At 75.1% G+C, this 22,384-nt stretch carries 21 protein-coding genes; 7 read left to right on the top strand and 14 right to left on the bottom strand.

The window, feature by feature from the left end:
- Positions 1-73: 73 nt before the first annotated feature.
- Positions 74-562, bottom strand: coding sequence for a GNAT family N-acetyltransferase (locus OHB09_RS26805; protein WP_328922667.1), 489 nt, complete (start codon positions 560-562; stop codon positions 74-76).
- 488 nt (positions 563-1,050) lie between these two features.
- Between OHB09_RS26805 and OHB09_RS26800 the strand changes: the two genes are divergently transcribed.
- Complete coding sequence (locus OHB09_RS26800) at positions 1,051-1,626, top strand: CGNR zinc finger domain-containing protein (RefSeq protein ID WP_328922666.1); 576 nt, start codon at positions 1,051-1,053, stop codon at positions 1,624-1,626.
- A 98-nt stretch (positions 1,627-1,724) separates the two neighbouring features.
- On the opposite strand, the gene OHB09_RS26795 is transcribed toward OHB09_RS26800, so the two are convergent.
- The gene (locus OHB09_RS26795) at positions 1,725-2,387 is read right to left on the bottom strand and encodes a peroxiredoxin-like family protein (RefSeq protein ID WP_328922665.1); all 663 of its coding nucleotides are present in this window, start codon (positions 2,385-2,387) and stop codon (positions 1,725-1,727) included.
- Positions 2,388-2,508: 121 nt separating this feature from the next.
- Here OHB09_RS26795 and OHB09_RS26790 point away from each other — a divergent pair, with 121 nt between their 5' ends.
- On the top strand, positions 2,509-3,138 hold the full coding sequence (locus tag OHB09_RS26790) for a TetR/AcrR family transcriptional regulator (protein ID WP_328922664.1): 630 nt from the start codon (positions 2,509-2,511) through the stop codon (positions 3,136-3,138).
- Between the two features lie 138 nt (positions 3,139-3,276).
- Here the strand turns inward: OHB09_RS26790 and OHB09_RS26785 are convergent, their stop codons facing one another.
- From OHB09_RS26785 to OHB09_RS26765, 5 genes are all read right to left on the bottom strand, one after another.
- On the bottom strand, positions 3,277-5,169 hold the full coding sequence (locus tag OHB09_RS26785; protein ID WP_328922663.1) for an SWIM zinc finger family protein: 1,893 nt from the start codon (positions 5,167-5,169) through the stop codon (positions 3,277-3,279).
- Positions 5,166-7,988, bottom strand: coding sequence for a DEAD/DEAH box helicase (locus tag OHB09_RS26780; RefSeq protein WP_328728143.1), 2,823 nt, complete (start codon positions 7,986-7,988; stop codon positions 5,166-5,168). The genes OHB09_RS26785 and OHB09_RS26780 overlap by 4 nt, the downstream gene beginning before the upstream one ends.
- Before the next feature lie 131 nt (positions 7,989-8,119).
- Positions 8,120-8,704, bottom strand: a complete 585-nt coding sequence (locus tag OHB09_RS26775) for a sugar kinase (protein WP_328922662.1) — start codon at positions 8,702-8,704, stop codon at positions 8,120-8,122.
- The gene (locus OHB09_RS26770; RefSeq protein ID WP_006143244.1) at positions 8,701-9,891 is read right to left on the bottom strand and encodes an ROK family glucokinase; all 1,191 of its coding nucleotides are present in this window, start codon (positions 9,889-9,891) and stop codon (positions 8,701-8,703) included. The genes OHB09_RS26775 and OHB09_RS26770 overlap by 4 nt, the downstream gene beginning before the upstream one ends.
- Positions 9,892-10,091: 200 nt before the next feature.
- The gene (locus OHB09_RS26765; protein WP_234528418.1) at positions 10,092-10,841 is read right to left on the bottom strand and encodes a GntR family transcriptional regulator; all 750 of its coding nucleotides are present in this window, start codon (positions 10,839-10,841) and stop codon (positions 10,092-10,094) included.
- Between the two features lie 116 nt (positions 10,842-10,957).
- Here OHB09_RS26765 and OHB09_RS26760 point away from each other — a divergent pair, with 116 nt between their 5' ends.
- Positions 10,958-11,980 carry a Gfo/Idh/MocA family protein gene (locus tag OHB09_RS26760; protein ID WP_006143247.1) on the top strand — a complete coding sequence of 341 codons (1,023 nt, stop codon included), beginning with the start codon at positions 10,958-10,960 and terminating at the stop codon, positions 11,978-11,980.
- 85 nt (positions 11,981-12,065) lie between these two features.
- On the opposite strand, the gene OHB09_RS26755 is transcribed toward OHB09_RS26760, so the two are convergent.
- The 3 genes from OHB09_RS26755 to OHB09_RS26745 form a co-directional block, all read right to left on the bottom strand.
- Entirely contained in the window at positions 12,066-12,242 is a 177-nt protein-coding gene (locus OHB09_RS26755; protein WP_371787989.1) for a hypothetical protein, read from the bottom strand.
- The gene (locus OHB09_RS26750; RefSeq protein WP_328922661.1) at positions 12,227-13,465 is read right to left on the bottom strand and encodes a helix-turn-helix transcriptional regulator; all 1,239 of its coding nucleotides are present in this window, start codon (positions 13,463-13,465) and stop codon (positions 12,227-12,229) included. The genes OHB09_RS26755 and OHB09_RS26750 overlap by 16 nt, the downstream gene beginning before the upstream one ends.
- 143 nt (positions 13,466-13,608) lie before the next feature.
- On the bottom strand, positions 13,609-14,574 hold the full coding sequence (locus OHB09_RS26745) for an amidohydrolase family protein (protein ID WP_328728149.1): 966 nt from the start codon (positions 14,572-14,574) through the stop codon (positions 13,609-13,611).
- A gap of 239 nt (positions 14,575-14,813) precedes the next feature.
- Between OHB09_RS26745 and OHB09_RS26740 the strand changes: the two genes are divergently transcribed.
- Positions 14,814-15,794 carry an NADPH:quinone reductase gene (locus tag OHB09_RS26740; RefSeq protein ID WP_191851911.1) on the top strand — a complete coding sequence of 327 codons (981 nt, stop codon included), beginning with the start codon at positions 14,814-14,816 and terminating at the stop codon, positions 15,792-15,794.
- A gap of 78 nt (positions 15,795-15,872) precedes the next feature.
- On the opposite strand, the gene OHB09_RS26735 is transcribed toward OHB09_RS26740, so the two are convergent.
- Positions 15,873-16,691 (bottom strand): AIM24 family protein, encoded by an 819-nt coding sequence (locus OHB09_RS26735; protein ID WP_191889933.1) that lies wholly within the window; start codon positions 16,689-16,691, stop codon positions 15,873-15,875.
- Positions 16,692-16,794: 103 nt separating this feature from the next.
- Between OHB09_RS26735 and OHB09_RS26730 the strand changes: the two genes are divergently transcribed.
- Positions 16,795-17,589: an IclR family transcriptional regulator gene (locus OHB09_RS26730; RefSeq protein ID WP_093599513.1), complete on the top strand. Its 795-nt coding sequence runs from the start codon at positions 16,795-16,797 to the stop codon at positions 17,587-17,589.
- 232 nt (positions 17,590-17,821) lie between these two features.
- Here the strand turns inward: OHB09_RS26730 and OHB09_RS26725 are convergent, their stop codons facing one another.
- Entirely contained in the window at positions 17,822-18,136 is a 315-nt protein-coding gene (locus tag OHB09_RS26725; RefSeq protein WP_319118856.1) for a DUF5955 family protein, read from the bottom strand.
- Positions 18,137-18,313: 177 nt separating this feature from the next.
- Between OHB09_RS26725 and OHB09_RS26720 the strand changes: the two genes are divergently transcribed.
- Together OHB09_RS26720 and aceB are read left to right on the top strand one after the other, a co-directional pair.
- Positions 18,314-19,015, top strand: a complete 702-nt coding sequence (locus tag OHB09_RS26720) for a nucleotidyltransferase family protein (RefSeq protein ID WP_328922660.1) — start codon at positions 18,314-18,316, stop codon at positions 19,013-19,015.
- Between the two features lie 122 nt (positions 19,016-19,137).
- The gene (aceB, locus tag OHB09_RS26715) at positions 19,138-20,784 is read left to right on the top strand and encodes a malate synthase A (protein WP_328918357.1); all 1,647 of its coding nucleotides are present in this window, start codon (positions 19,138-19,140) and stop codon (positions 20,782-20,784) included.
- 65 nt (positions 20,785-20,849) lie between these two features.
- Here the strand turns inward: aceB and OHB09_RS26710 are convergent, their stop codons facing one another.
- Both OHB09_RS26710 and OHB09_RS26705 read right to left on the bottom strand, forming a co-directional pair.
- Positions 20,850-21,770 (bottom strand): HipA family kinase, encoded by a 921-nt coding sequence (locus OHB09_RS26710; RefSeq protein ID WP_191851914.1) that lies wholly within the window; start codon positions 21,768-21,770, stop codon positions 20,850-20,852.
- A 164-nt stretch (positions 21,771-21,934) separates the two neighbouring features.
- Positions 21,935-22,375, bottom strand: a complete 441-nt coding sequence (locus tag OHB09_RS26705) for a MarR family winged helix-turn-helix transcriptional regulator (RefSeq protein WP_006143258.1) — start codon at positions 22,373-22,375, stop codon at positions 21,935-21,937.
- Positions 22,376-22,384 lie beyond the last annotated feature (9 nt).

Genomic DNA, 22,384 nt, shown 5'->3' with positions numbered 1-22,384 from the left:
ACGCACCCGGCCTCCTCCCTTCCCCCTGTCCGCAGGCGGTGAGGGGAGAGCTCGGCCGCCTCGTCGGCGGACGTCACTCCGGGGGGATGCGGAGCTCGAACTCGGGCTGGTCCCAGGGCACGGCGGGCGGGTGCGCGCGCACGGTCCCGGTGCGTACCGCGCCGACGCGGTCGTAGAAGCCCTCGGCGGGACGGTGCGACACGATCCTGACCCGGTCGAGCCCGGCGGCGTGGGCCTCGGACCGCATGTGCGCGACGAGCCGCCGCCCGATGCCCCGGCCCTGCGCGTCGTCGGCGACGAACAGCAGGTCGAGTTCCGGGGGCGCGAGGACGAGCGCGTAGAACCCGAGGATCCGGCCCCCGGGCTCCTCGGCCTCGGCGGCCACGAAGGTGCGGTGGGCCTCGATGTAGTCCTGCCCCACCCGGTAGCCCTCGACCGCCGCCGCGTACTTCCCCTCGTAGGCGCCGGAGCGGCGCACGAGGCGCGTGAGCCGCTTGGCGTCCCCCGCGACGGCCCTGCGTATCACGATCGGCCGGCCGGCCGGGGAGGTGCGTGAACTCATCGGCCGAGTATGCCGCACCGCCGCACCCCTCCGTGAGCGGGGCGGACTCCGGGGTGGCTGGGCACTGTCGCGGCCGGGTTCTGTCGCGGCCCGGCGCTGTTTTCGAGCAGGACCGAAAGCATTGCGGCACCTCTCCGCCCTGAGCATGATCGCTTCCACCGTCGGGCCGGGCCGGTGACGGGGGGCCGGCCCGGCCGGGCGGTCGCCCGACGGCGGCGGCCTCCGCCTACCTGCCGGACCTGCTCCGCCGCGAGTCACTGCCGCGCCAGGCACGGGCCCGGGCCTCGGTCCGGGGCCCGCGCCGGCGGGCGTTGGCGGCAGGCGATGTCGGCCGTGACGGCGTCCCGGGCGAGCGACCGCCGGGTCGGTGCGGTGCTGCGTGCCGCCGCCCCGGCCGGGCACCTCGGGTGCCAACCGGCAAAACCGTGTTAGGCGGTACGCTTGTGGTGTCCCGACCGATCCCGCCGAGCACGCCAGGAGGCGTCACCGTGTCCGAGCCCTCGTCCCGGGTCCCTGGGGACCGCCGGCCGCTGACCGGTGAGCCGCTCTCCCTCGACCTGCTCAACACGCGGTGGAGCGACGAGGCGGGGGCACAGGACCTGCTCGACTCGGCCGAGGGTCTGGGCGTCTGGCTGCGCGCGACGGGTCTGGGGGCCGAGGCCGTCGCCGACGAGGCGACGCTCGCCGCCGTGCGGGAGACCCGCGACCTCCTGCTGGACCTCGTGGACATCGGTTCCGAGACGGCCCGCGCGGGGCTGAACCGCGTGCTGGCCCACGGTGCTGTCCGGCAGGAGCTCGGCCCCGAGGGGCCCCGGACCCGACCCGAGGTGGACGAGGCGGCCTGGCTGCCGGCGTGGCTCGCCGCCGCCGACTACCTGCGGCTCCTCACCGAGGCGCCCGACCGCGTCAAGCGGTGCGCGGCCCACCCCAGGTGTGTGCTGCACTTCCACGACACGACGAAGAACGGCACCCGCCGGTGGTGCTCCATGGCCGCGTGCGGCAACCGCGCCAAGGCGGCCCGCCACTACGAGCGCAGCCGCGGCGCCACCCGGCCGGGCGCGTGAGGGGCCGGTCCGCGCGGCCGGGCGCGTGAGGGGCCGGTCCGCATGGTCGGGCGGTGGGTGCGGGGAGCGGCGCGGGCCGCACGAGACGCGCCGTCCGGTCAGCCGATCGTCTCCGTGAGGGCCGCGAGGATGCGGTCGGGCTCGGTGCGGGTCGTGTAGTCGGGGTGGACGTCGATCCAACGCAGGACGCCCCGGTCGTCGACGAGTGCCACCGTCGGCATGACGATGTCCTGCGTGCCGTCCGCGTTCACCTCGGTCAGGTCCACCCCGAGGGAGGCCTGCGCGTGCAGTACCCGGTCCTCGGACCTGGTGACGATGCCGAGCGCGCGGCCGATCCGGTTGCCGGGGTCGGAGAGGACCGTGTAGGTGAGGTCGTTGGCCTCGACGATGCCGAGTGAGCCGTCCGGTTTCTGCGGGCTGACGGCGATCATCACCACGCCCCGCTCGTCCAGCTCGGCCACGAGCTCGCGCTGGTAGGTGCGCAGGGCCAGGTTGCAGTACGGGCACCACGCGCCGCGGTAGAACACCACGACCGCCGGGCGGCCGGCCCGTGCCTGGTCCAGCGTGACGGGGCGGCCCCGGACGTCGAGCAGGGAGGCGTCGGGCATCGGGGTGCCGGGTTCCGCGATGCCGGACGGCGGCTCGGCGACGGCCAGTTCGGCCTGTTCGGCGCCGAAGACCCTCAGCGCGTCGGCCGGCAGTTGCTCGGCGACCTTCTCCCGCAGGTCCGCGACCTGGTCGGCGATGGGGGTGGTGGTCATGGCGTGGCCGCCCTTCCGTTGGCGTGGCGACGGATGTTTTTAGATTGATCGCTCTAATCCTGGTCACGCGGGAAATAGAATGTCAAGTCTAAAAACCCGTGGGATGCGGTAGCGTGAGGACGTGACGAGCAGCACCGCAGCACGACGTCTGACCCCGAAGGGGCAGGCCACGCGCGACCGCATCGCGGCGGCGGCAGCCGAGCTGATGTACGAGAACGGCGTGGCGGGCACCAGTACCGAGGACATCCTCAAGGCCGCGCGGGTGAGCAGCCCCTCGCAGCTCTACCACTACTTCGGCGACAAGAAGGCGCTGGTCCAGGCGGTCATCGAGTACCAGACCGAACACGTTCTCGGCTTCCAGCGGCCGCTGCTCGGCCGCCTGGACAGCTTCGAGGCGCTCCAGGCCTGGCGGGACGCCGTCGTCCGGGCCCAGCACGCCCGCGACTGCCGGGGCGGGTGTCCGCTGGGCTCCTTGGCCGCCGAACTGTCCGACACGGACCCGCAGGCCCGGGCCCGGCTCGTGGCGGGCTACGCGCAGTGGCAGGACGCCATCCGCGAGGGGCTGCGGGCCATGCGGGAACGTGGCGCGCTCGACGCGGACGCCGACCCCGACCGGCTGGCTCTCGCCCTGCTCACCGCCCTGCAGGGCGGCCTGCTGATGACGCAGGCGCACCGCGACACCACGGCTCTCGAAACGGTGCTCGACGCGATGATCGAGCGCATCCGCTGTCATGCGACGGGGCGGGCGTAGGCACCTTCCCAAGGTCTCCGGCGTTCCTGAGCTCCGGCGGTGGGATGAGCGGGGGGCACGTGCGGGGGGACCGTGCGGGGGATGCCGGACCCCGTCAATGCCCCGTCAGTTCCCCGTCAGTGCCCCGTCAGTGCCCCGTCACGGTATGCCGCCCAGGCCCGTGAGGGCGCCGATCGGGTCGAGGTCGGGGGTGCCGCGGGGCCACCAGTCCTCGCCGCCGGGTTCGGACTCGTAGGCGTACCAGAGATGGTCGCGGCCGAGGCGGAGCTGGACGTGGCCGGCGGGGTGGGTGAGCCGGTTGCGCCACGGGCGGAAGGCGGGAAGGTCGGCGGCGAGGAGCAGCGGGCGGGCCCGGTCGAACCGGCCCGCAGGGGGGTCCCACGGTTCCTCCAGGACGGCGAGCCCTTCGAGCCCGCCCTGCCGCCATGCGGCGACCGCCCGGGCCAGGTCGGCGGTGGTGCGGCCGGTGGCGGAGGCCAGGGATGCGTAGACGGCGCGGGTGGAAGCCGTGAGGCCGGAGCCGGGGCGGGCGGCGGCGAGGCGGACCGCGTCCTGCCACAGGGTCAGTGCGGCGACGGGGTCGCGGCCCGTGGTGAGCAGTGCGTGAGCGCGGGCGGCGGCGTCGGTGGCGAGCTGGTCCAGGGCGAGCGGGTCCGGGCCGCCGGGGGCGCCGGGATGGGCCGGGGGCTGCTCGGGGTGCGGGGGCGGGGGCAGCGGGGCGGGGAGCGGTGGGAGGGTGCGGGTGGCGAGGGCGTCACGGGCGCGGACGCCGGGGAGCGCGGCCGTGTCGTGCTCCTCCTGCGCGGCACGGGCCGCGCGGGCGGCGCTGCGGCGGGAGAGGGCGTCGAGGACCTCGCGTTCGCCCCGGCCGCGCAGCAGGAGCAGCACGAAGGGGTCCTCGTCGAGCAGGCGGGCGGTCCGGTAGCAGAGGGCGGCGGCGTGCTTGCAGGGGTGACCGCGGTCGGGGCAGCTGCACAGCGGTTCCAGGTCGCCGGGGCCGGGGAGCAGGGGGACGCCGGAGTCCGCGAGGGAGTGCGGCATCTCCTTGTCCAGGAGGGCGGCGATGTGGCCGGTGTGTGCGACGGCGGCGTCCAGGAAACGGTCCCAGTCGGCCTCGGAGAGCGTGCGCAGGCGGACCTGGGTGCGGTAGGGGCGGGGACGGCTGCCGCGGACGTAGGCCAGGACCTGCCCGGGGGTGACGGTGATGGCGTCGACGTGGCCCTGCGCGGCGTAGGCGCGGCCGCGGGCGAGGCGGGCGCGGTCCAGGGCGCCGTCCTCCAGGGCGGTGAGCCAGGCGTTGCCCCACCAGGTGGTGGCGAACGGTTCGCCGTCGGCTCCACCGGGCGGGACGGAGTGGGCGGCGAACGTCCGCCGGTGGTCCCCGTCTCGGGACGGGGCGGCCATCGTGTGGGGGGCGCGGGGGGCTGTTCGGCGGGGGGTGGGCGCGGAAGGGGGTTGGGGGTTCGGGATGTCGGCGGGTGCGGGTGCGGGTGCGTCGGGGCTGGGCGCGCCGTTCCCCGCGCCCCTCGGGTCGGCGGGAGCGGGGCGTGGTGAGAACGCGGCCTCGGCCTCGGGCGCGGGACGGGGCGGAGGGTTCGGGGTGGCGGCGGGTGTGGGTGCGTCAGGGCTGGGCGCGCCGTTCTCCGCGCCCCTCGGGTCGGCGGACGCGGGGTGTGGTGGCAAGGCGGCGGGGGCCGAGTCGGGCCTGCGGTCGGCCCTGGCGGTGCGGAGGGCTTGGCGGGCCGCGTCCCCCGGGCGGGCCGGCTTCGCCGGTTGCCGGGCGGGGCGGGGCGGTGTCGGGTCGGGTGCCGGGCGGTGCGCGCGGGCACGGGCCTCGCGCAGGGCCCTGCGGGCCACGTCACCGGGCCGGGGGCCGGCGTCAGCGGGACACTCCGCGTCGCCCGGCGCCGCGTCACCCGGCGCAGCGTCATCGGGCTCGAACCCCGCGTCGCCGGGTCGAGGCTCCGCCTCGCCGGGCCGGGGGACCTCGTCAGGCCCGGGGGCCTTCTCGTCCCGCTCGTCGGCGGTCATGACGCCTCCCTCCGCAGGGAGACGAGGTCGGAGAGTTCGCGGTCGGTCAGTTCCGTGAGGGAGGTCTCGCCGGAACCGAGGATGGCGTCGGCGAGGGCGCGCTTGGCGCGCAGCATGTCGTCGATGCGGTCCTCGACCGTGCCCTCGGTGATCAACCGGTGCACCTGGACCGGCTGGGTCTGCCCGATGCGGTAGGCGCGGTCGGTGGCCTGCTCCTCGACCGCCGGGTTCCACCAGCGGTCGACGTGCACGACATGGCCCGCGCGGGTGAGGTTCAGGCCGGTGCCCGCGGCCTTGAGGGAGAGGACGAGCACGGGGGTGGCGCCCTCCTGGAAGCGGTCCACCATGCGTTCGCGCTCGGGCACGGGGGTGCCGCCGTGCAGCAGGTCGACGGGGACGGCGCGGGCGGCGAGGTGGGCCGTGATCAGCCGGGCCATGCCGACGTACTGGGTGAACACCAGCGCCGAGCCGTCCTCGGAGAGGAGGGTGTCCAGGAGTTCGTCGAGGAGGGCGAGCTTTCCGGACCGTTCCCCGAGGGCGCGGGCGGTGGCCGGGTCCTCCTTGAGGTACAGCGCGGGGTGGTCGCAGATCTGCTTGAGCGAGGTGAGGAGCTTGAGGACCATGCCGCGCCGGGCCATGCCCTCGGCGGTCTCGATCGCCAGCATCGACTCGCGCACCACCGCCTCGTACAGCGCGGCCTGCTCGCGGGTGAGCGGCACCGGGTGGTCGGTCTCGGTCTTGGGCGGGAGTTCGGGAACGATACCGGGGTCGGACTTCTTGCGGCGCAGCAGGAAGGGGCGGACCAGGCGGGCCAGCCGCTCGGCGGCGCCGGGGTCCTCGCCGCCCTCGACGGCGCGGGCGTGCCGGGCGCGGAAGGACTTCAGGGGGCCGAGCAGTCCGGGGGTCGTCCAGTCCAGCAGGGCCCACAGTTCGGAGAGGTTGTTCTCCACCGGGGTGCCGGTGAGGGCGACCCGGGCGGGCGCCGGGATCGTGCGCAGCGCCTTGGCCGTCGCCGAGTAGGGGTTCTTCACGTGCTGCGCCTCGTCGGCGACGAGGAGGCCCCAGGGCTGTTCGGCCAGCCGTTGCGCGGCCGAGCGCATGGTGCCGTAGGTGGTGAGGACGAAGCCGCCGTCCAGGTCGTCGAGCGTGCGGTCGGGGCCGTGGAAGCGGCGGACGGGGACGCCGGGCGCGAAGCGGTTGATCTCCCGCTGCCAGTTGCCGAGCAGGGAGGCCGGGCAGACGACGAGGGTGGGTTCGCTGCGGGCGCGGCGCAGGTGCAGCGCGATGAGGGTGACGGTCTTGCCGAGGCCCATGTCGTCGGCGAGGCAGCCGCCGAGGCCGAGGGAGGTCATGAGGTCGAGCCAGGCCAGTCCGCGCAGCTGGTAGTCGCGCAGGCGGGCGTCGAGCCCTGGGGGCGGCGGGGCGGGGGTGAGGCCGGCGGTGAGCCGGTCCCGCAGCGCGGCCAGGGCGCCGACCGGGACCGCCTCCACGCTCTCCCCGTCGACCTCGGCGGTGCCGGTGAGGGCGACGGCCAGGGCGTCGACCGGGTCGAGCAGTCCGAGTTCCCGTTTGCGGGCCTTGCGGACGAGGGCGGGGTCGACGAGCACCCACTGGTCGCGCAGCCGGACCACCGGCCGGTGCGCCTCGGCCAGGGCGTCCATCTCGGCCTCGGTGAGCGGGTCGCCGCGCAGGGCGAGCTGCCAGCCGAAGCGAAGCAGGTCCTCCCCCTCGAAGAAGCCCGTGCCGTCGGTGGCGGAGCCGGGGGCGGAATGGAGTACGGCGGTCGCGGTGAGGTCCTGGGCCAGGTCCCGGGGCCAGTGCACGGCGACGCCCGCCGCGCCGAGCCGGGTGGCGGCGACGCCGAGGAGATCGGTCAGCTCCTCCTCCGACAGGGCGAGGACGTCGGGCACGTCCCGCTCGGCGAGGCGTTCCAGGGGCGGCCAGACGCGGGCGGCGCGGCGCACCGCCAGCGCGGCGTCCACGCGGGCGCGGGGCCCGAAGGCGGTGTCGGACTCCCCCGCCCACAGCGCGGCGGCGTCGGTGACGAGCGTCGGGTCGGCGAGGCTGTGCACCTGGACGACGGCCGCTCCGGCGCGGCGGGTGTCCTCGGCGTCGTCGAAGAGCTGGTAGGCCGACAGGTCGAGGCGCAGCGAGATCCGTACCCCGGTGTCCATGCCGGCGGCGACCTCGGCGGCCCAGTCGCGGGCGCCGGGCAGCCGGGTGGTGGCGCGGGCGGCGAAGGGCCGGCCGGAGACGTGGGCCGCGGCGGGGGTGCGGGGCAGGCTGTCGGCGACCGCGTCCAGGAAGGCGCGCACCAGGGCCTCCGGTTCGGGCAGCCGGAGCGGTCCGCGCCCGGGGAGCGGCACGGCGTGGCCCTCGTGCGGGAGGGCGGCGGCGATCGCCCTGAGGTGGGCGACGTCGTCCCGTTCGAGGGGGCCCGCGCGCCAGGCGTCGTAGCCCTCGGCGGTGAGCCCCGGCAGCAGCCGGCCCCGGGCGAGGAGCCGCAGGGCGTGCAGGGCGGCGGCGCCCCAGCAGGCGGTGGCGGGGTGGGCGGCCGGGGCGTGCCGGGCGGCGGTGAGGACGGGCAGGGCGGCCTCGACGGGAAGGGTGAGCGCGGGCACGGTGGTGCGGCGGACGCCGGTGCCGTGGGGGCGGACGACGACCAGGTCCTCGGTGGCGGCGGGGAGCGGGGAGCCCTCGGGGTCCCAGAAGGCGAGGCGGCCCTGCCGGGGCACGGGGCCGGGCAGGAAGACGGCGGCGAGATGCGCGGGGACCTTCTCGCGCGCGTCCTCCCCAGGCGTGTGCGCCACGGTTTCCATCCGTCCGGTCACCTCCCGCCCCTCGTGTCGTGTCAGGTGTCCACGACTCTACGGGCGGGGTCTGACAACCGGCTCGGCGCCGGTCGGGGACCTGGTGCCGACGTGCGCCGGAGGGGGCGCGGCGGGCCGGTCTACGGCACCGTGCGCGAGACGACGTACACCATGGGGTGCGCCGGGTCGGAGCGGTTGACGACGATGTCGTGCGTGGGGGCCGGGTTCTTCCGCTTGTCGACCAGCCCGTACCAGGGGCCGGGTCCCTGGAAGTTCCAGCCGATGACCTGCTGGTCGCGGGTGCCGATGGCGATGTCGTCCCGCTTCAGCGCGGTGAGGCCGGTGCCGGTCTCGTCCAGGAAGCGTTCCAGGCCCTCGTTGCTGGTCAGGAACTGGGTGTACAGCCGGCTGGTCTTCCAGTTGTTGGTCTCGTAGTAGGCGACGTCGCGCGAGTACGGCGGGACGGGCACCTGGTAGAGGCGGCGCTGCACGAGGGAGGGCCAGCCGGCGGTGAGGCCGGTCGCCGACCACTTCTCCTCCTTCTGCTTGCCGCTGTCCCGGCTCTGGTTCGCGGAGATCACGAGGTAGCCGGCCGGGACGCCGATGAGCAGCACGATGGTCAGGAGGGTGAGCGCGCGCCGCCGGATCATGTGGCGGCGGTTCTCGGGGGGACGGGTGGCCTCCTGGGGCGTGAGGGGCTGGTGGGGCAGCGCGGCGGACGTCACGAGGCGCCTTCCCGTTCGGACCGCCGGGACTCGGCGTACCGCTCGTAGCGCTCGTACCGCTCGACCCGGCGGCGCTTGGCGCGGCGGAAGCGGCGGGCGACCAGCCGGGCGAGGTCGGCGGCGCCGACCATGCCGGCCTCGGGGCCGAGCTGGGCGCGCACGATGCGGGCCTCGGGGCGGTAGCCGCGGCCGGTGAGGTGCCGCTTGAAGGCGTCGCGGGCGGGGCCGATGAGCAGGTCGTCGGCGGCGCTTACGCCGCCGCCGATCACGAAGCAGGAGGGGTCGAGGGCGGCGGCCAGGTTGGCGATGCCGACGCCGAGCCACTGGCCGATGTCCTGGAGCAGTTCGACGCACATGGCGTCGCCGCCGCGGGCCAGCTCGGTGATCATCGGGCCGGTGATGTCGCCGACCTGCCCCTTGACGTGCTCGATGATCCCGTACGCCACCGGGGAGTCCGCGGCGGCCAGCTCCCTGGCCTCGCGGACCAGCGCGTTGCCGGAGCTGTACTGCTCCCAGCAGCCGCGGTTGCCGCAGGGGCAGCGGTGTCCGCCGGGCACGACCTGCATGTGCCCGAACTCCCCCGCGACCCCGTACTTGCCGCGCTTGACCTGGCCGTCCTCCAGGATGGCGCCGCCGATGCCGGTACCAAGAGTGATCATGACGAGGTGGTCCTCGCCGCGTCCGGCGCCGAAGCGCCACTCGGCCCAGGCGGCGGAGTTGGCGTCGTTGTCGACCAGGACGGGCACGGCCAGGCGCTCCGCGAGGCGGTCCCGCAGCGGCTCGTTGCGCCAGGACAGGTGGGGGGCGAACAGGACGCGGTTGCGGTCGGCGTCCACCCAGCCGGCCGCGCCGATGCCCACCGCGTGCACGTCGTGCCGGTCGGACAGGTCGAGCACCAGCTCGGCGATCGTGTCCTCGACCACCTTGGGGCTCTTGGACTTGTCCGGGGTCTCCGTGCGCAACCGCTCCAGGATGTTGCCGTCGGCGTCCACGACGCCCGCCATCACCTTGGTGCCGCCGATGTCGATGCCGACGGTCGGCACGCGGGGCGCCGTCAGATGCGAGCGGCGCTCGCGGGTGCCGACGGTGCGCAGGGCGGTGGCGCGGCGCGAACCGATGGGGGCGACGCCGGTGACTCTGGCGGCGCCCAGTGCGCGCGGGAGGGAGAGGTCGCGGTAGGTGCTCATCGTCGCCGATTGTGCCGCATGAGTCCGTCGGCCGGGGGGCGGGCTCCCGGCCCGGGACGCATCTGTGACGGTGGGACGGCGGTCGTCCTCGGGATGCCGCCGGGCGGTCGCAGGAATGCGGCACGGCCGGGTCGGTTCATGCCGGGGGCGAGGTGGATCGCCGCCGCCACGGGGTGCCGCGGGGATGCCGGGGCGGCCGTTCAGGCGCGGACGAGGAGTTGGAACTCGAAGGAGTAGCGGCTGGGGCGGTAGGTGTGGGTGCCGTACTCGACGGCGCGGCCGGTGTCGTCGAAGGTGGTGCGCTGCATGGTGAGCAGGGGGGCGCCGGGGGGCTCGTCCAGGCGCTCGCCCTCCTCGGCGGTGGCGGCGCGGGCGCCGATGGACTGGCGGGCGCTGTGCAGGGTGATGCCGGCCGCGCGCATCATCCGGTAGAGGCCGGTCGCCGCGAGCTGCCCGCTGTCGAGGTCGAACAGCCCGGTCGGGAGGTAGTTGCACAGGTGGGCCATCGGTTCGCCGTGGGTGAGCCGCAGCCGCTCGATGCGGTGCACCTGGGCGCCCTCGGCGATCTGGAGGGCGGCGGCCACCTGGGCGGGCGCGGGCTCCAGCACGTTGGCGAGGACCTCGGTGGCGGGACGCTGCCCGGCGGCCTCGAGGTCGTCGTAGAGGCTGCTCAGCTCCAGCGGGCGCTTGACCTGGCTGTGCACGACCTGGGTGCCGACGCCTCGCCGGCGCACCAGCAGTCCCTTGTCGACCAGGGACTGGATGGCCTGGCGCACCGTGGGCCGGGACAGGCCGAGGCGTGCGGCGAGTTCTATCTCGTTGCCCAGCAGACTGCCCGGCGTGAGCGCCCCGCGTTCGATTGCGGCCTCCAGCTGCTGGGAGAGCTGGAAGTAGAGGGGCACCGGACTGCTGCGGTCGACGCCGAGTTCGAGCGACGCGGTGGAGTCCACTTCTGGTTTGGGCACGGCCCGAGCGTAGCCGTGGCACTTGTTGACGGGAAGTTGCATAGTCAGGTTGTCCGGACAAAGGATTGACAGCGTGACGCCTGTCACCTCACTTTGTTCCCATGCGCATCGGACTCATCGGGGCGGGCCGCATCGGCACGCTCCACGCGGCCACGCTCAGCCGCCATCGCGACGTGGGAGCCCTCATCGTCACCGACGTCGACCCGGCCCGGGCCCACGCCCTCGCCGACCGCCTGGGGGCGACGGCCGCCCCCGGGACGGACGAGATCTTCACCTGGGGCGTGGACGCGGTGGTGATCACGACGGGCACCGCCGCCCACGGCGAACTGATCGGCCGGGCGGCACGTTCGGGGCTGCCGGTGTTCTGCGAGAAGCCGATCGCGGTCGACCTGCCGGGCACCCTGGCCGCGCTCGCGGAGGTCAAGGCGGCGGGCACGGTGCTGCAGATGGGCTTCCAGCGCCGCTTCGACGCCGGATACGCCGGCGCGCGGGAGGCGGTGCGCGCCGGGCGTCTGGGCCGCCTCCACACGGTGCGGGCGCTGACGGCTGACCGGACGCCCCCCTCGGCCTCGCACCTGCGGGTCTCCGGAGGGTTCTTCCGGGACACCCTGGTGCACGACTTCGACATGGTGCGATGGGTGACCGGGCGCGAGGTCGTCGAGGTGTACGCGACCGGCTCGGACGCCGGACCGGAGGTGTTCCGCGAGACGGCGGACGCGGACACGGCGGCGGCCGTGCTCACCCTGGACGACGGCACGCTCGCCACGGTGACCGGGGCGCGGGTGAACGGGGCCGGCTACGACGTGCGCATGGAGCTGGCGGGCGAGCGGGACACGGTCGTGGTGGGGCTGGACGACCGCACCCCGATCGCCTCCACGGAACCGGCCGGACCGCCCCCGGCGGACAAGCCGTGGCCCGGGTTCCTGGAACGGTTCGCGGCGGCCTACGAGGGTGAGCTGGGCGCGTTCGTGCAGGTGGTGCGGGGAGAGCGGGAGAACCCGTGCGACGGCTGGGAGGCGCTCGCCGCGCTGCGGGTCGCGGAGGCCTGCGAGATCTCCCGCCGCGAGCGGCGTGCGGTGCGGATGGAGGAGGTCTCCGGGGGGTTGGAGACGGTGCGGGGCTGAGGGTGCGCGCGGGCGGGGCCCGGCCGGGCGCCGGAAGACCGGCGTCCGCACCTGCCCGCGTCCCGGCCGCCGGGGGGCGGTCCCGCTACCAGCGGATCGGCAGCGAGCGGAAGCCCCGCATCGGCATCCCCGGCACTCTCGGCCCCGGCGGGCCGTCGAGGACCAGGCCGGAGCAGCGGCCCAGGAGGGAGCGCAGCGCGGTACGGGCCTCCTCGGCGAAGGCCTCGCCGTACTGTCCCAGGTCGATCACTGCGTCCGCCACGGCGCTCCTTCCGTCCGCACGTCGTGTCCCGCCGTCCGCACGTCGTGTCCCGCCCTCCGCGTGTCACGTCCCTGCGACCGCGTGTCACGTCCCGCATCGGCCGGAAGAACGCGCGCAGGCCCGGCTTCGTGCCCCGTCGTCCGGATCGGATCGGGGGCACCCGCGACCGTCGGCGCGGTGCCGCCCCTCGGTGAGGTCCGCAGGCTCACCGAGGGCGTGACACCGTAGGCGGCCTTGTGGGAGGCGGCGAAGCGCCCCGCGTGGGCGAAGCCCCATCTGCTCGCGATCCCGGCGACGGTGGCGCCCTCGACGGGGTCGGCGGCGAGGAGCTCTCGGTGCGCCCTCTCCAGCCTGATCCGCCGCAGGTAGTGGTGCGGGGTCTCGTCCAGGGCACGGCGGAAGCCCAGTTCCAGGGCGCGGACGGTCACACCGAGGTGGCGGGCCAGCTCGCCGACGTTGAAGACGGCGGTGGTCTCGTCCTCGACGAGGCGCATCGCCTCGCGCACCGCCCTGCCGGGAGCGGCCCGGAAGGCCGGCCCGGCCGGGGCGGCGAGGTCGTGGTCCAGGCCGAGCAGCACGGCACTGAGGGTGTGTTCGGAGAGCAGCCGCAGCAACCCGCCGGGGACGGCGGCGACGTCGCCGTACTGTCCGAAGGTCTCGGCGAGCAGTCTGGCGGCGCTGCGGACGGCGTGGCCCCGGTCCAGGGGCAGCACCTGGTGCGCGAAGCGCGGCGGCCGACCCGTGTCCCGCGCGCCGGTCAGGGTGCGCGCCGCGTGCGCGAGCGCGGTGGTCGTCACGCGCAGCATGAGGGTGTCGCAGTCGGCGCTCCACTCGGCGAGGAAGGGTCCGTCCGGTGCGATCACGACGATCGATTCCCCGGCCCGCGCGAGGACGGCCTCGCCTCCCCGCAGCACCCGGATGTGCCCCGACAGGGGGATCGCGATCCCGAGGTAGCGGGAGTCGCCCCGTCGGTCGACGGTCACGTCCGCGCCGTAGCCCATGAACCCGACCCCGACGGAGCCGGTGTCGGCGTAGAAGGCGCGCGCGTCGACGCCGCCGCGGTGACCGGGGCGCGTGCGCAGCCGGCCCGGTGCCATGAACTGCCGGACCTGCCCCTCCGCCACCGCGAGGTCGTGGGTCTCGTAGCGCTTGTAGGCGGCCAGCGCGCGCAGGACGGCGTCGTCGGCGTGCACCCGGTGGGCGCCTTCGGACAGGACGGTCATACGGTTCTCCCGGATGTCGGCACGTGGTCCGCCAGGGACCTCGCCCCCGTGCCGGGCGCCCGCCCGGTCACGCGGCCACACCCCGCCATCCTGCGCCACGACACCCGAGGGAGTCATCACGTCCCGCCGGGCGGGCCCCCGGGTCAGCGGGCGGGGCCGCCCGCCAGCAGGGCGGCGGCGTTCGTGGCCGTCAGGTCCCGCCACGGGCCGTGGGACCGCGCACGCCATCCGGTGTCGAGCGCGGCGATCTGGTCGGCGACCAGACGCGGTGGCGTCCAGCAGTAGTCGCTGCCGTAGAGCAGCCGTCCGGTGCCGACCCGGCTGATCAGGGTCTCGGCGTGCGTCGGCAGCGGGGTCCCGGCCAGGTCGAACCAGAGCCGTGCGAGCCCCTCGTCGATGCGCTCGGCCCCGCCCGGCGACTGCTGGAGGGAGGCGAACAGCCGCAGCCGGTCCACGAGCACCGGCAGCGAGGCGCCGCAGTGCGGCACGATCGTCCGCAGGCCGGTACGACGGGCCGCCTCGCCGCCGACGAGCAGGGCGGCCAGCACGCGGGTGGTCTCGGCGAAGAACTCCACCATGGGACGCGGCAGTTCCGGCGCTACCGGCTGCCACCCGACCGGTGTGGTCGGGTGCACGAACAGGACGGCGCGCCGCCGGTCCAGCTCGTCGAGGAACGGCGCGACGCGCGGGTCGGCGAGGGAGACGCCGCCGGCGTTCGTCGTCACGACCACGCCGACGGCACCGAGTTCCTCGCGCGCCCGGTCCGCCTCCGCGACGGCCTCGTCGACGGCCGGCAGCGGCACCGAGGCGAAGAACCGGAAGCGGTCCGGGTGTGCGGCGGCCACGTCGGCCGCGTAGTCGTTGACGCGGCGGGACAGCGCGACCGCGGACTCGCGGTCCCCGAACCAGACCCCCGGCGAGGAGATCGAGAGGACGGCCTGCTCGATGCCCTGCGCGTCCATCAGACGAAGGTGCTCCTCCGGGGTCCATTCCGGCCAGGACGGCATCCCGTCGGGGTGGTGGTGCCCGGCGGCTTTCGCGGCCTCCACGTACCAGGGCGTCACGAAGTGCGCGTGCACGTCGACGAGGGGTTCTGCTGAGTGCTCCATCGTTTCGTCTCCTGCGGAGGGGTGGGGGCGGCGGCCCGCCGGGCGGGTGACCTCACGGTCATGATCACGGAGGGCGGGGGCGCCCGGAACCTCCGGACGCGTTTCGGCCGCGGCCGCTTCGCCTTCCGGACGCCGGGGTCGCCGCCCACCCACCGCGGGTGGCTGTGGAGTGCCGCGAGCCCGGGGCGTCCCGTGTGTCCGCCGGGCCGTCCGGCGCCCCGGTGGGAGAATCACCGCCCATGCGCGCCGCTTACATCGAAGAGCTCGGGCCGCCCGAGGTGATCCGTCTCGGGGACCTGCCCGCACCCGTGCCGGGGGCGGGCGAGGTACTCGTGGACGTCCTGGCGACCGCCGTCGATCCGGTGGACGCCCTGGTCAGGTCGGGGGTGTTCCGGACGCCGCTGCCGTTCCCCTTCGTCCTCGGGCGGGACCTGGTGGGGACGGTCGCGGAGCCGGCCGCCGGGTTCGCGGCGGGCGAGGCGGTGTGGTGCAACAGCCTGGGCCACGGTGGGCGGCAGGGCGCCGCCGCCGAGCGGGTCGCCGTCGCCGCTGACCGGCTGTACCGGCTGCCGGACGGTGTGCCGCCGCTGGAGGCGGTGGCGGTGCTGCACCCGGCGGCCACCGCCTACCTCGCCCTGTTCAACCACGGGGAGCTGCTTCCCGGCGAGACGGTGCTGGTGGCCGGGGCCGGGGGCAACGTGGGCTCGGCGCTGGTCGCGCTGGCCGCGCGGGCCGGGGCGCGGGTGCTCGCCACGGCCTCGCCGCGCGACCACGCGTATGTGCGGGCGCTGGGCGCGGCCGAGGTCGTCGACTACCGGGAGCCGGCCGCGCGCCTCGCGGAGCTGGCCCCGGACGGCATCGACCTGCACGTCGACACCTCCGGCCGGCACGACCTGGAGACGGCGGTCGGGCTGCTCGCCCACCGGGGCCGCGTCCTGCTCCTCGCCGGCCCCGGGGCGCGGCCCGTGCTGCCGGTGGGCCCGCTGTACATGAAGGACGCCTCCGTGCGCGGCTTCGCGATCTCCCGGGCCACCGTGGCCGAGCTGGCGGAGGCCGCGGCCGCCCTGAACGACATGCTCGCCGGGGGAGGCCTGCGTCCGCGCGCGCTGGAGGTGCTGCCCCTGGAGGCGGTGGCCGAGGTCCACCGGCGCATGGAGGCCGGGGAGTTGCGGGGCCGCCGGGTGGTGCTGCGGGTGGCGGGGGCCGACGGGGGGCGGTAGCCGCCGACGGTTCCCGGCACCGGGGCGGCCGGCGCGCGGCGCGGGCGGAGGTCACCCGCTCGCGGCGGGTGCGGGCGGTCAGCCCGCGTGGGTCGAGAACAGGCCGCCGGTGGGGCCCTGCTTGTCGCCGCCCTGGGCCTTCTTGAGGGCATTGGCGAGGCCCTCGATCGTCAGGGACTGCAGGATGACGCGGCCGTTGCCCTCCAATGTGGCCAGGGACAGGCCCTCGCCGCCGAGGACGGCGTTCATCAGGCCCTGCCGGTTGAGGCCCCCGATGCGCTGGACGCCGTACTGGATGCCCTCCTCGAAGGCGACGACGCAGCCGGTGTCGACCTCGATCCGGCCGCCGAAGTCCGCCGGGTTCAGGTCGATGAAGTTGCCGGCGCCGGCGATGATCACCGTGCCCCGCCCGGTGAACTTCTCCAGGACGAAGCCCTCGCCGCCGCTCATGCCGGTGCGGCCGCCCTGGAAGGCGATGCCGAAGTCCACCGTGGACTCGGCGGCCACGAAGGCGTCCTTCTCGGCGAGCCAGGCACGGTTTCCGTCGAGTTCGAGGGCGCGCATCTCGCCGGGGAGCACCCCGGCGAAGCCGACGGTGCCCTCGGCGCCGGACGCCGTGAAGTACTGGAACGCCAGGGACTCACCGGCGAGCATGCGCTGGCCGGCCTGCATGGCCGTGCCCATGGCCTGGCGGAGCATGCCGCCCATGCCGCCGCCCCCGGAGCCGGAGCCGCCTCCCGCGCCACCGCCGCCGGGGGCGGACAGGCGCGTCTCCATGCTGACGTTGGTGGTCTTGAACAGGAACTTCCCGGCCTCGCAGTACACGGTCTGGCCGGGGTCCAGGTTGACGATCGCCATCTGCGTGGCGTTGCCGACGATGTCTTGCCGAAGAGTCACAGGGGCGGAACGAGCGGGTCCGGCCGCGGGTTCCCGGGCCCCCGGGGCGTCACCCGACCGCCGGGTAGGCTGCTGGTTCCCGTCCCCCGGAAAGGAACGCGCCGTGCCGTCCTCGCCCAGCGCCCGAGGCGCCGCCCAGTCCTCCGGGTCCTCCGGCTCCGGTGGCGGTGTCCAGTCCCTCGAGCGCGCCTTCGACCTGCTGGAGCGGATGGCGGACGCGGGCGGCGAGGTCGGTCTGAGCGAGCTGGCGGCGAGCAGCGGACTGCCGCTGCCCACCATCCACCGTCTGATGCGCACGCTGGTCGCCTGCGGGTACGTGCGCCAGCAGGCGAACCGCCGGTACGCGCTGGGCCCCCGGCTGATCCGTCTCGGGGAGTCCTCCGCCCGGCTGCTCGGCACCTGGGCCAGGCCGCACCTCGCCCGGCTCGTGGAGGAGACCGGCGAGACGGCCAACATGGCGCTGCTGGACGGCGACGAGGTCGTGTACGTGGCGCAGGTGCCGTCCAAGCACTCGATGCGGATGTTCACCGAGGTGGGCCGACGGGTGCTGCCGCACACCACGGGGGTCGGCAAGGCGCTGCTGGCCGGTCTGGAGCCGGCGGAGGTGCGGGCCCTGCTGCGGCGCACGGGCATGCCGGCCGCGACGGAGCGCACGATCACGTCCCCGGACGCCTTCCTCACCGCCCTGGAGGAGGTGCGGCGCCAGGGGTACGCGGTCGACGACAGTGAGCAGGAGATGGGCGTGCGCTGCCTCGCGGCCCCGGTGCCGGGGGCGCCGACCGCCACGGCCATCTCCGTCTCGGGCCCGGCGGGCCGGGTCACCGAGGCGGCGACGGCCACGATGGTGCCGGTGCTGCGGCAGGTCGCGGCGGATCTGTCCCGGGCGCTCGCGACCTGAACGCGCGCCCGGTGCGGGCCTGCCTCTGCCCGGCGTACGCCCCCCGGTGCGCAGGCCCTAGGGTCTGTCTGACAATTCCCGTCGTCGCCCAAAGGGCGGCTCTGCGGCGTCAGGTGCGTGCTCTCGGCGTGCCGGCCCCTGACCCTCGTACTGGATGTACTCGGGTCAGAGGCCGGGGCGGCGAGAGTGCGTGCATGGCGTCGCGGAGCAGGCGCGAATTGTCAGACAGACCCTAGGCGCGCGGCGGGGTGCCGAACAGGTCCACCGCGTCCCGGACTTCCTGGAGCCCGCGTGACAACGCGCTGACGGAGCCGATGGATCCGGCGATCAGCAGCAGCGAGCGCCGCATGCGCCGGGTCTCCGGCGCGCCCCCCGCGGCCATCGCGGCCAGCGCCGCGAGTTCGTCCTCGGCGATGGAACGGTCGGGGAACTCGGTGGGCAGCAGGGCGAGTTCGCGGCGTAAGCGGGACACCGCGGTCCGCAGCCCGGCCACTCTCGGATCTTCTTCGCCGCCGGTCACCTGTCTCTGTCCCAAGCTCCGCAACACAGCTCTCCCCCTTCGCACCCCACCGTGCGCATGCCCCCCGTGACGCGCGCGCACCACGGCGTGCGCCCCGGCGCACGGATCGGGCGCACAGGGGGGTGCGGGTCAGTAAACGCCACCCGGCGCCGCGTGCGCCACCGTGCGGACCGAAATTGGGCACCAACGGGTATGCAGGAGGGCATGGAATCGAACGAAGAGCGAACCGGGGCCGTGGCTTCCCGTCCGGCTCCCGGCGCCCGTCCCACCTCCGAGCCCCGCCCGGTGGTGGGCCTGCTGCTCGCGGCGGGTGGCGGACGACGGCTCGGCGGACGCCCCAAGGCGCTGCTCCCGCACGACGGGCGCCTCCTGGTGGAGCACGCGGCCGAGGCGCTGCGGACGGCCGGCTGCGCCCGGGTGCACATCGTGCTGGGTGCCGCGGCCGAGGAGGTGCGCGCCCGCGCGGAGCTGCCGGACTGTGTCCTGGTGGACAACCCGGAGTGGGAGGAGGGCATGGGCTCCTCGCTGCGCGCGGGGCTCGGTTCGCTGGCCGGGACGGGAGCGGGAGCGGCGCTGGTCGCGCTGGTGGACCAGCCCGGCATCGGCCCGCGCGCGATGGAGCGCGTGCTGGCCGCGTACACCGGTCCCGCGAGCCTCGCCTCGGCCACCTACGAGGGCATGCGGGGCCATCCTGTGCTGCTGGGCGCGGATCTCTGGGAGGACGTTGCCGCGACGGCGCACGGTGACCGGGGGGCGCGCGCGTACCTCAAGGCGCACGGGGACGCGATCCGGCGCGTGGAGTGCGCCGACGTGGCGGAGCCCTACGACATCGACAGCGAGCGGGATCTCCGCCGTCTGCGGACCGGCCCGCCGACGGCCCCTCCGGCCGCCGGCTCCGCCCGTTGACCTCCATTGATCTTCCACGATGAGAAAACTAGGCTCCACCAGACAGAAGACAGGGCCGCAAGACAGAACCGGAAGACAGGAAACCGGCGGGAGACCGCCCCCAGGAAGGATGTGACCCCCGCATGTCCGCACCCGTGCCGACCCCGCCGCACGGCGGCGCTCTCGTCGTCGACGAGGCCGCCCCGGCCCTGCCCCGGCAGGAGGAGGTGCTGACCGAGGAGGCGCTGGCCTTCCTCGGCGAGCTGCACCGCCGGTTCACGCCCCGCCGTGACGCGCTCCTCGTCCGCCGCGCGGAGCGCCGCGCCGAGATCGCCCGCACCGCGCGGCTGGACTTCCTGCCGGAGACGGCCGCGATCCGTGCGGACGACTCCTGGCGGGTGGCCCCGGCCCCGCCCGCGCTCGAGGACCGCAGGGTGGAGATCACCGGGCCGACGGACCGGAGGATGACCGTCAACGCGCTCAACTCCGGGGCCCGGGTCTGGCTCGCCGACTTCGAGGACGCCTCGTCGCCCACCTGGGAGAACGTGGTCCTCGGCCAGCTCAACCTGATCGACGCCCACCGCCGCACCATCGACTTCACCGACGAGCGCACCGGCAAGTCCTACGCCCTGCGCCCCGATGCCGAACTCGCCACGGCGGTCGTGCGCCCCCGCGGCTGGCACCTGGACGAACGCCGTCTGCGCGACCGGGAGGACGGGTCCCCGGTCCCGGGGGCACTCGTCGACTTCGGGCTGTACTTCTTCCACAACGCGCGCCGCCTGCTCGAGGCCGGCAGGGGCCCGTACTTCTATCTGCCGAAGACGGAATCGCATCTGGAGGCCCGCCTCTGGAACGACGTGTTCGTCTTCGCGCAGGAGCGGCTCGGCATCCCGCACGGCACGGTCCGGGCCACCGTCCTGATCGAGACGATCACGGCCGCGTTCGAGATGGAGGAGATCCTCTACGAACTCCGCGAGCACGCCTCCGGACTGAACGCGGGCCGCTGGGACTACCTGTTCTCGCTGATCAAGAACTTCCGTACCGCCGGGCCCGAGTTCGTGCTCCCGGACCGCAACGCGGTCACGATGACGGCCCCGTTCATGCGGGCGTACACCGAGCTCCTGGTCCGCACCTGCCACCGGCGCGGGGCGCACGCCATCGGCGGCATGGCGGCGTTCATCCCCTCGCGGCGGGACGCGGAGGTCAACCGGGTCGCGTTCGAGAAGGTGCGCGCCGACAAGGACCGCGAGGCGCGCGACGGCTTCGACGGCTCCTGGGTCGCCCACCCCGACCTGGTGCCGATCGCCCGGGAGTCCTTCGACGCCGTCCTGGGCGACCGCCCGCATCAGAAGGACCGGCTGCGCGAGGACGTGCGCGTGACGGCCGGGGACCTGCTCGCGGTCGGCTCGCTCGACGCGCGGCCGACGCGCGCCGGCCTGGTCAACGCCGTGCGGGTCGGGATCCGTTACATCGAGGCGTGGCTGCGCGGTCAGGGCGCGGTGGCCATCTTCCACCTCATGGAGGACGCCGCCACCGCGGAGATCTCGCGTTCCCAGATCTGGCAGTGGGTGCACGCCGGCGTCGTCCTCGACGACGGCGCGAGGGTCACCGCGGAGCTGGTGCGCGAGGTGGCCGCGGCCGACCTGGAGGCCGTCCGCGCCGACCTGGGGGCGGACGTCTTCGCCGCGGGCGCCTGGCAGGAGGCGCACGACCTGCTGCTGCGGGTGGCGCTCGACGAGGACTACGCGGAGTTCCTGACCCTGCCGGCGTACGAACACCTGACGGGCTGAGGCCCTGGGGCACCTGACGGGCTGAGGCCCTGGGGCGGGCCCGGCCGTCCCCCGGGCGCCGGCCGTCATCCCAGGTGCCTGGACCAGTCCTGCTCCGCCGCGGGCCTGCCGTGCAGGTCGGGGACGTGCTGGAGCCAGGCCGGCCGGCCGCGCCGGGTGCGGGCGGCCCGCCGCGCCTCCTCGGCGGCCCGTTCCTCCCTGCTCGGGAAGTCGGTGGGCAGCCAGGCCGCGGAGGCGCCGGCCCGTTCGGCCAGGAAGGCGACGTAGGCGGCGCGGACCTCGTCCGGGGTGGCGAAGCCCGGCTCGCCGGTCAGCCAGGCGTCGGGGACGGCGGCGGTCACCTCGCGCAGCAGTTCCTTCGTGACGCGCGGGGCGAGCGCGGCGTCGGCGGCCCGTACGTCCGGCGCGGTGTGGCCCAGCGCGTGGTGCCGGAAGTCGTAGGCCCTGCCCGGGGCGGAGGTGTCCCAGCGGTGGTGGAAGACGAGCGCGGCCCCGTGGTCGATGAGCCACAGGCGCGGGGGCGCGACGCCGAGGGTCGGCCACACCATCAGGTTGGAACTGTGCACGGTGCGGTCGACATTGACGGTCAGGGCGTCCAGCCAGACGATGCGCCCGGCCTCCAGCGGGTCGACGGGGAAGCTGTCGGCGAGCTCAGGGGTGTAGTCGGCGGCGCCCGGCAGGTGGTCCATGCCGAGGTTGAGCCCGGCACTGGCGTTCACCAGGTCACGGACCTCCTGGTGGGGCTCGTGCGCGGCGACCGCCGGGTCGAAGTGGACGCGCACGAGTTCGGGGACGCGCAGGCCGAGCGCGCGGGCCAGTTCACCGACGATCACCTCGGCGACCAGCGCCTTGGGCCCTTGCGCGGAGGCCGTGAACTTGACGACGTACGTCCCCAGGTCCTCGGCCTCGACGAGGCCGGGCACCGAGCCGCCGGAGTGCAGGGGGGCGACGTACCGGGTCGCGGTGACCTCTCTCAGGCTGTGCAAGGGTCCCGCGCCTCTTTCTCTCGTGTTCCCTCGTGCGGCCGCTCCGGCCGCGGTTTCCGCTTCCGCCGGGTGGTCCGGCGCCGGCCCGGCCCCGGCTTCCGGCGTGAAGGCCCCATGGTAGCCAGGGGCTGTCCTCGGGACGGGTGCCCGCCGGGGCCGTTCGTTCATCCCCGGCCCGTGCGGGCGATCAGGTGCGACTCGATCTGCCGGAGCATGGAGACGACCGTCTCCGTCTCCTCGGTGTCCGGCACGGCCTCGGCCAGGAGGCGGCTCCAGGTGTCCTCGAGGTGGCGCAGGTTCTCGCCCGCCTTCCGCGTGGGGTGCAGGCGCACCCGCCGGGCGTCCTGGGGGTCGGCCTCACGGCGCACCATGCCCTTCTGCTCCAGCTTGCGCAGCGCCCGGCTGAAGTTGCTGGAGATCAGCCGCGTCGCCTCGGCCGCCTGGGTCGCCGTGCTGCCGGGCCGGTGGTCGATGTAGCGCATGACGGCCGATTCGAGCGGCGTCCAGGACTCCCCCTCGTCCGCCTTGGCGACCTGGAGGTGCCGGCCGATCGCCATGATCAGGTCCGCGAGCTCGAACAGTTGGGCCCTCTGCGTCTCGTCCACGGACTCAGT

It is taken from the genome of Streptomyces griseoaurantiacus, assembly GCF_036189845.1.
Lineage (GTDB): Bacteria > Actinomycetota > Actinomycetes > Streptomycetales > Streptomycetaceae > Streptomyces > Streptomyces griseoaurantiacus.
The sequence above is the reverse complement of the archived record's forward strand: the minus strand, read 5'-3'. Positions and strand labels throughout refer to the sequence as shown.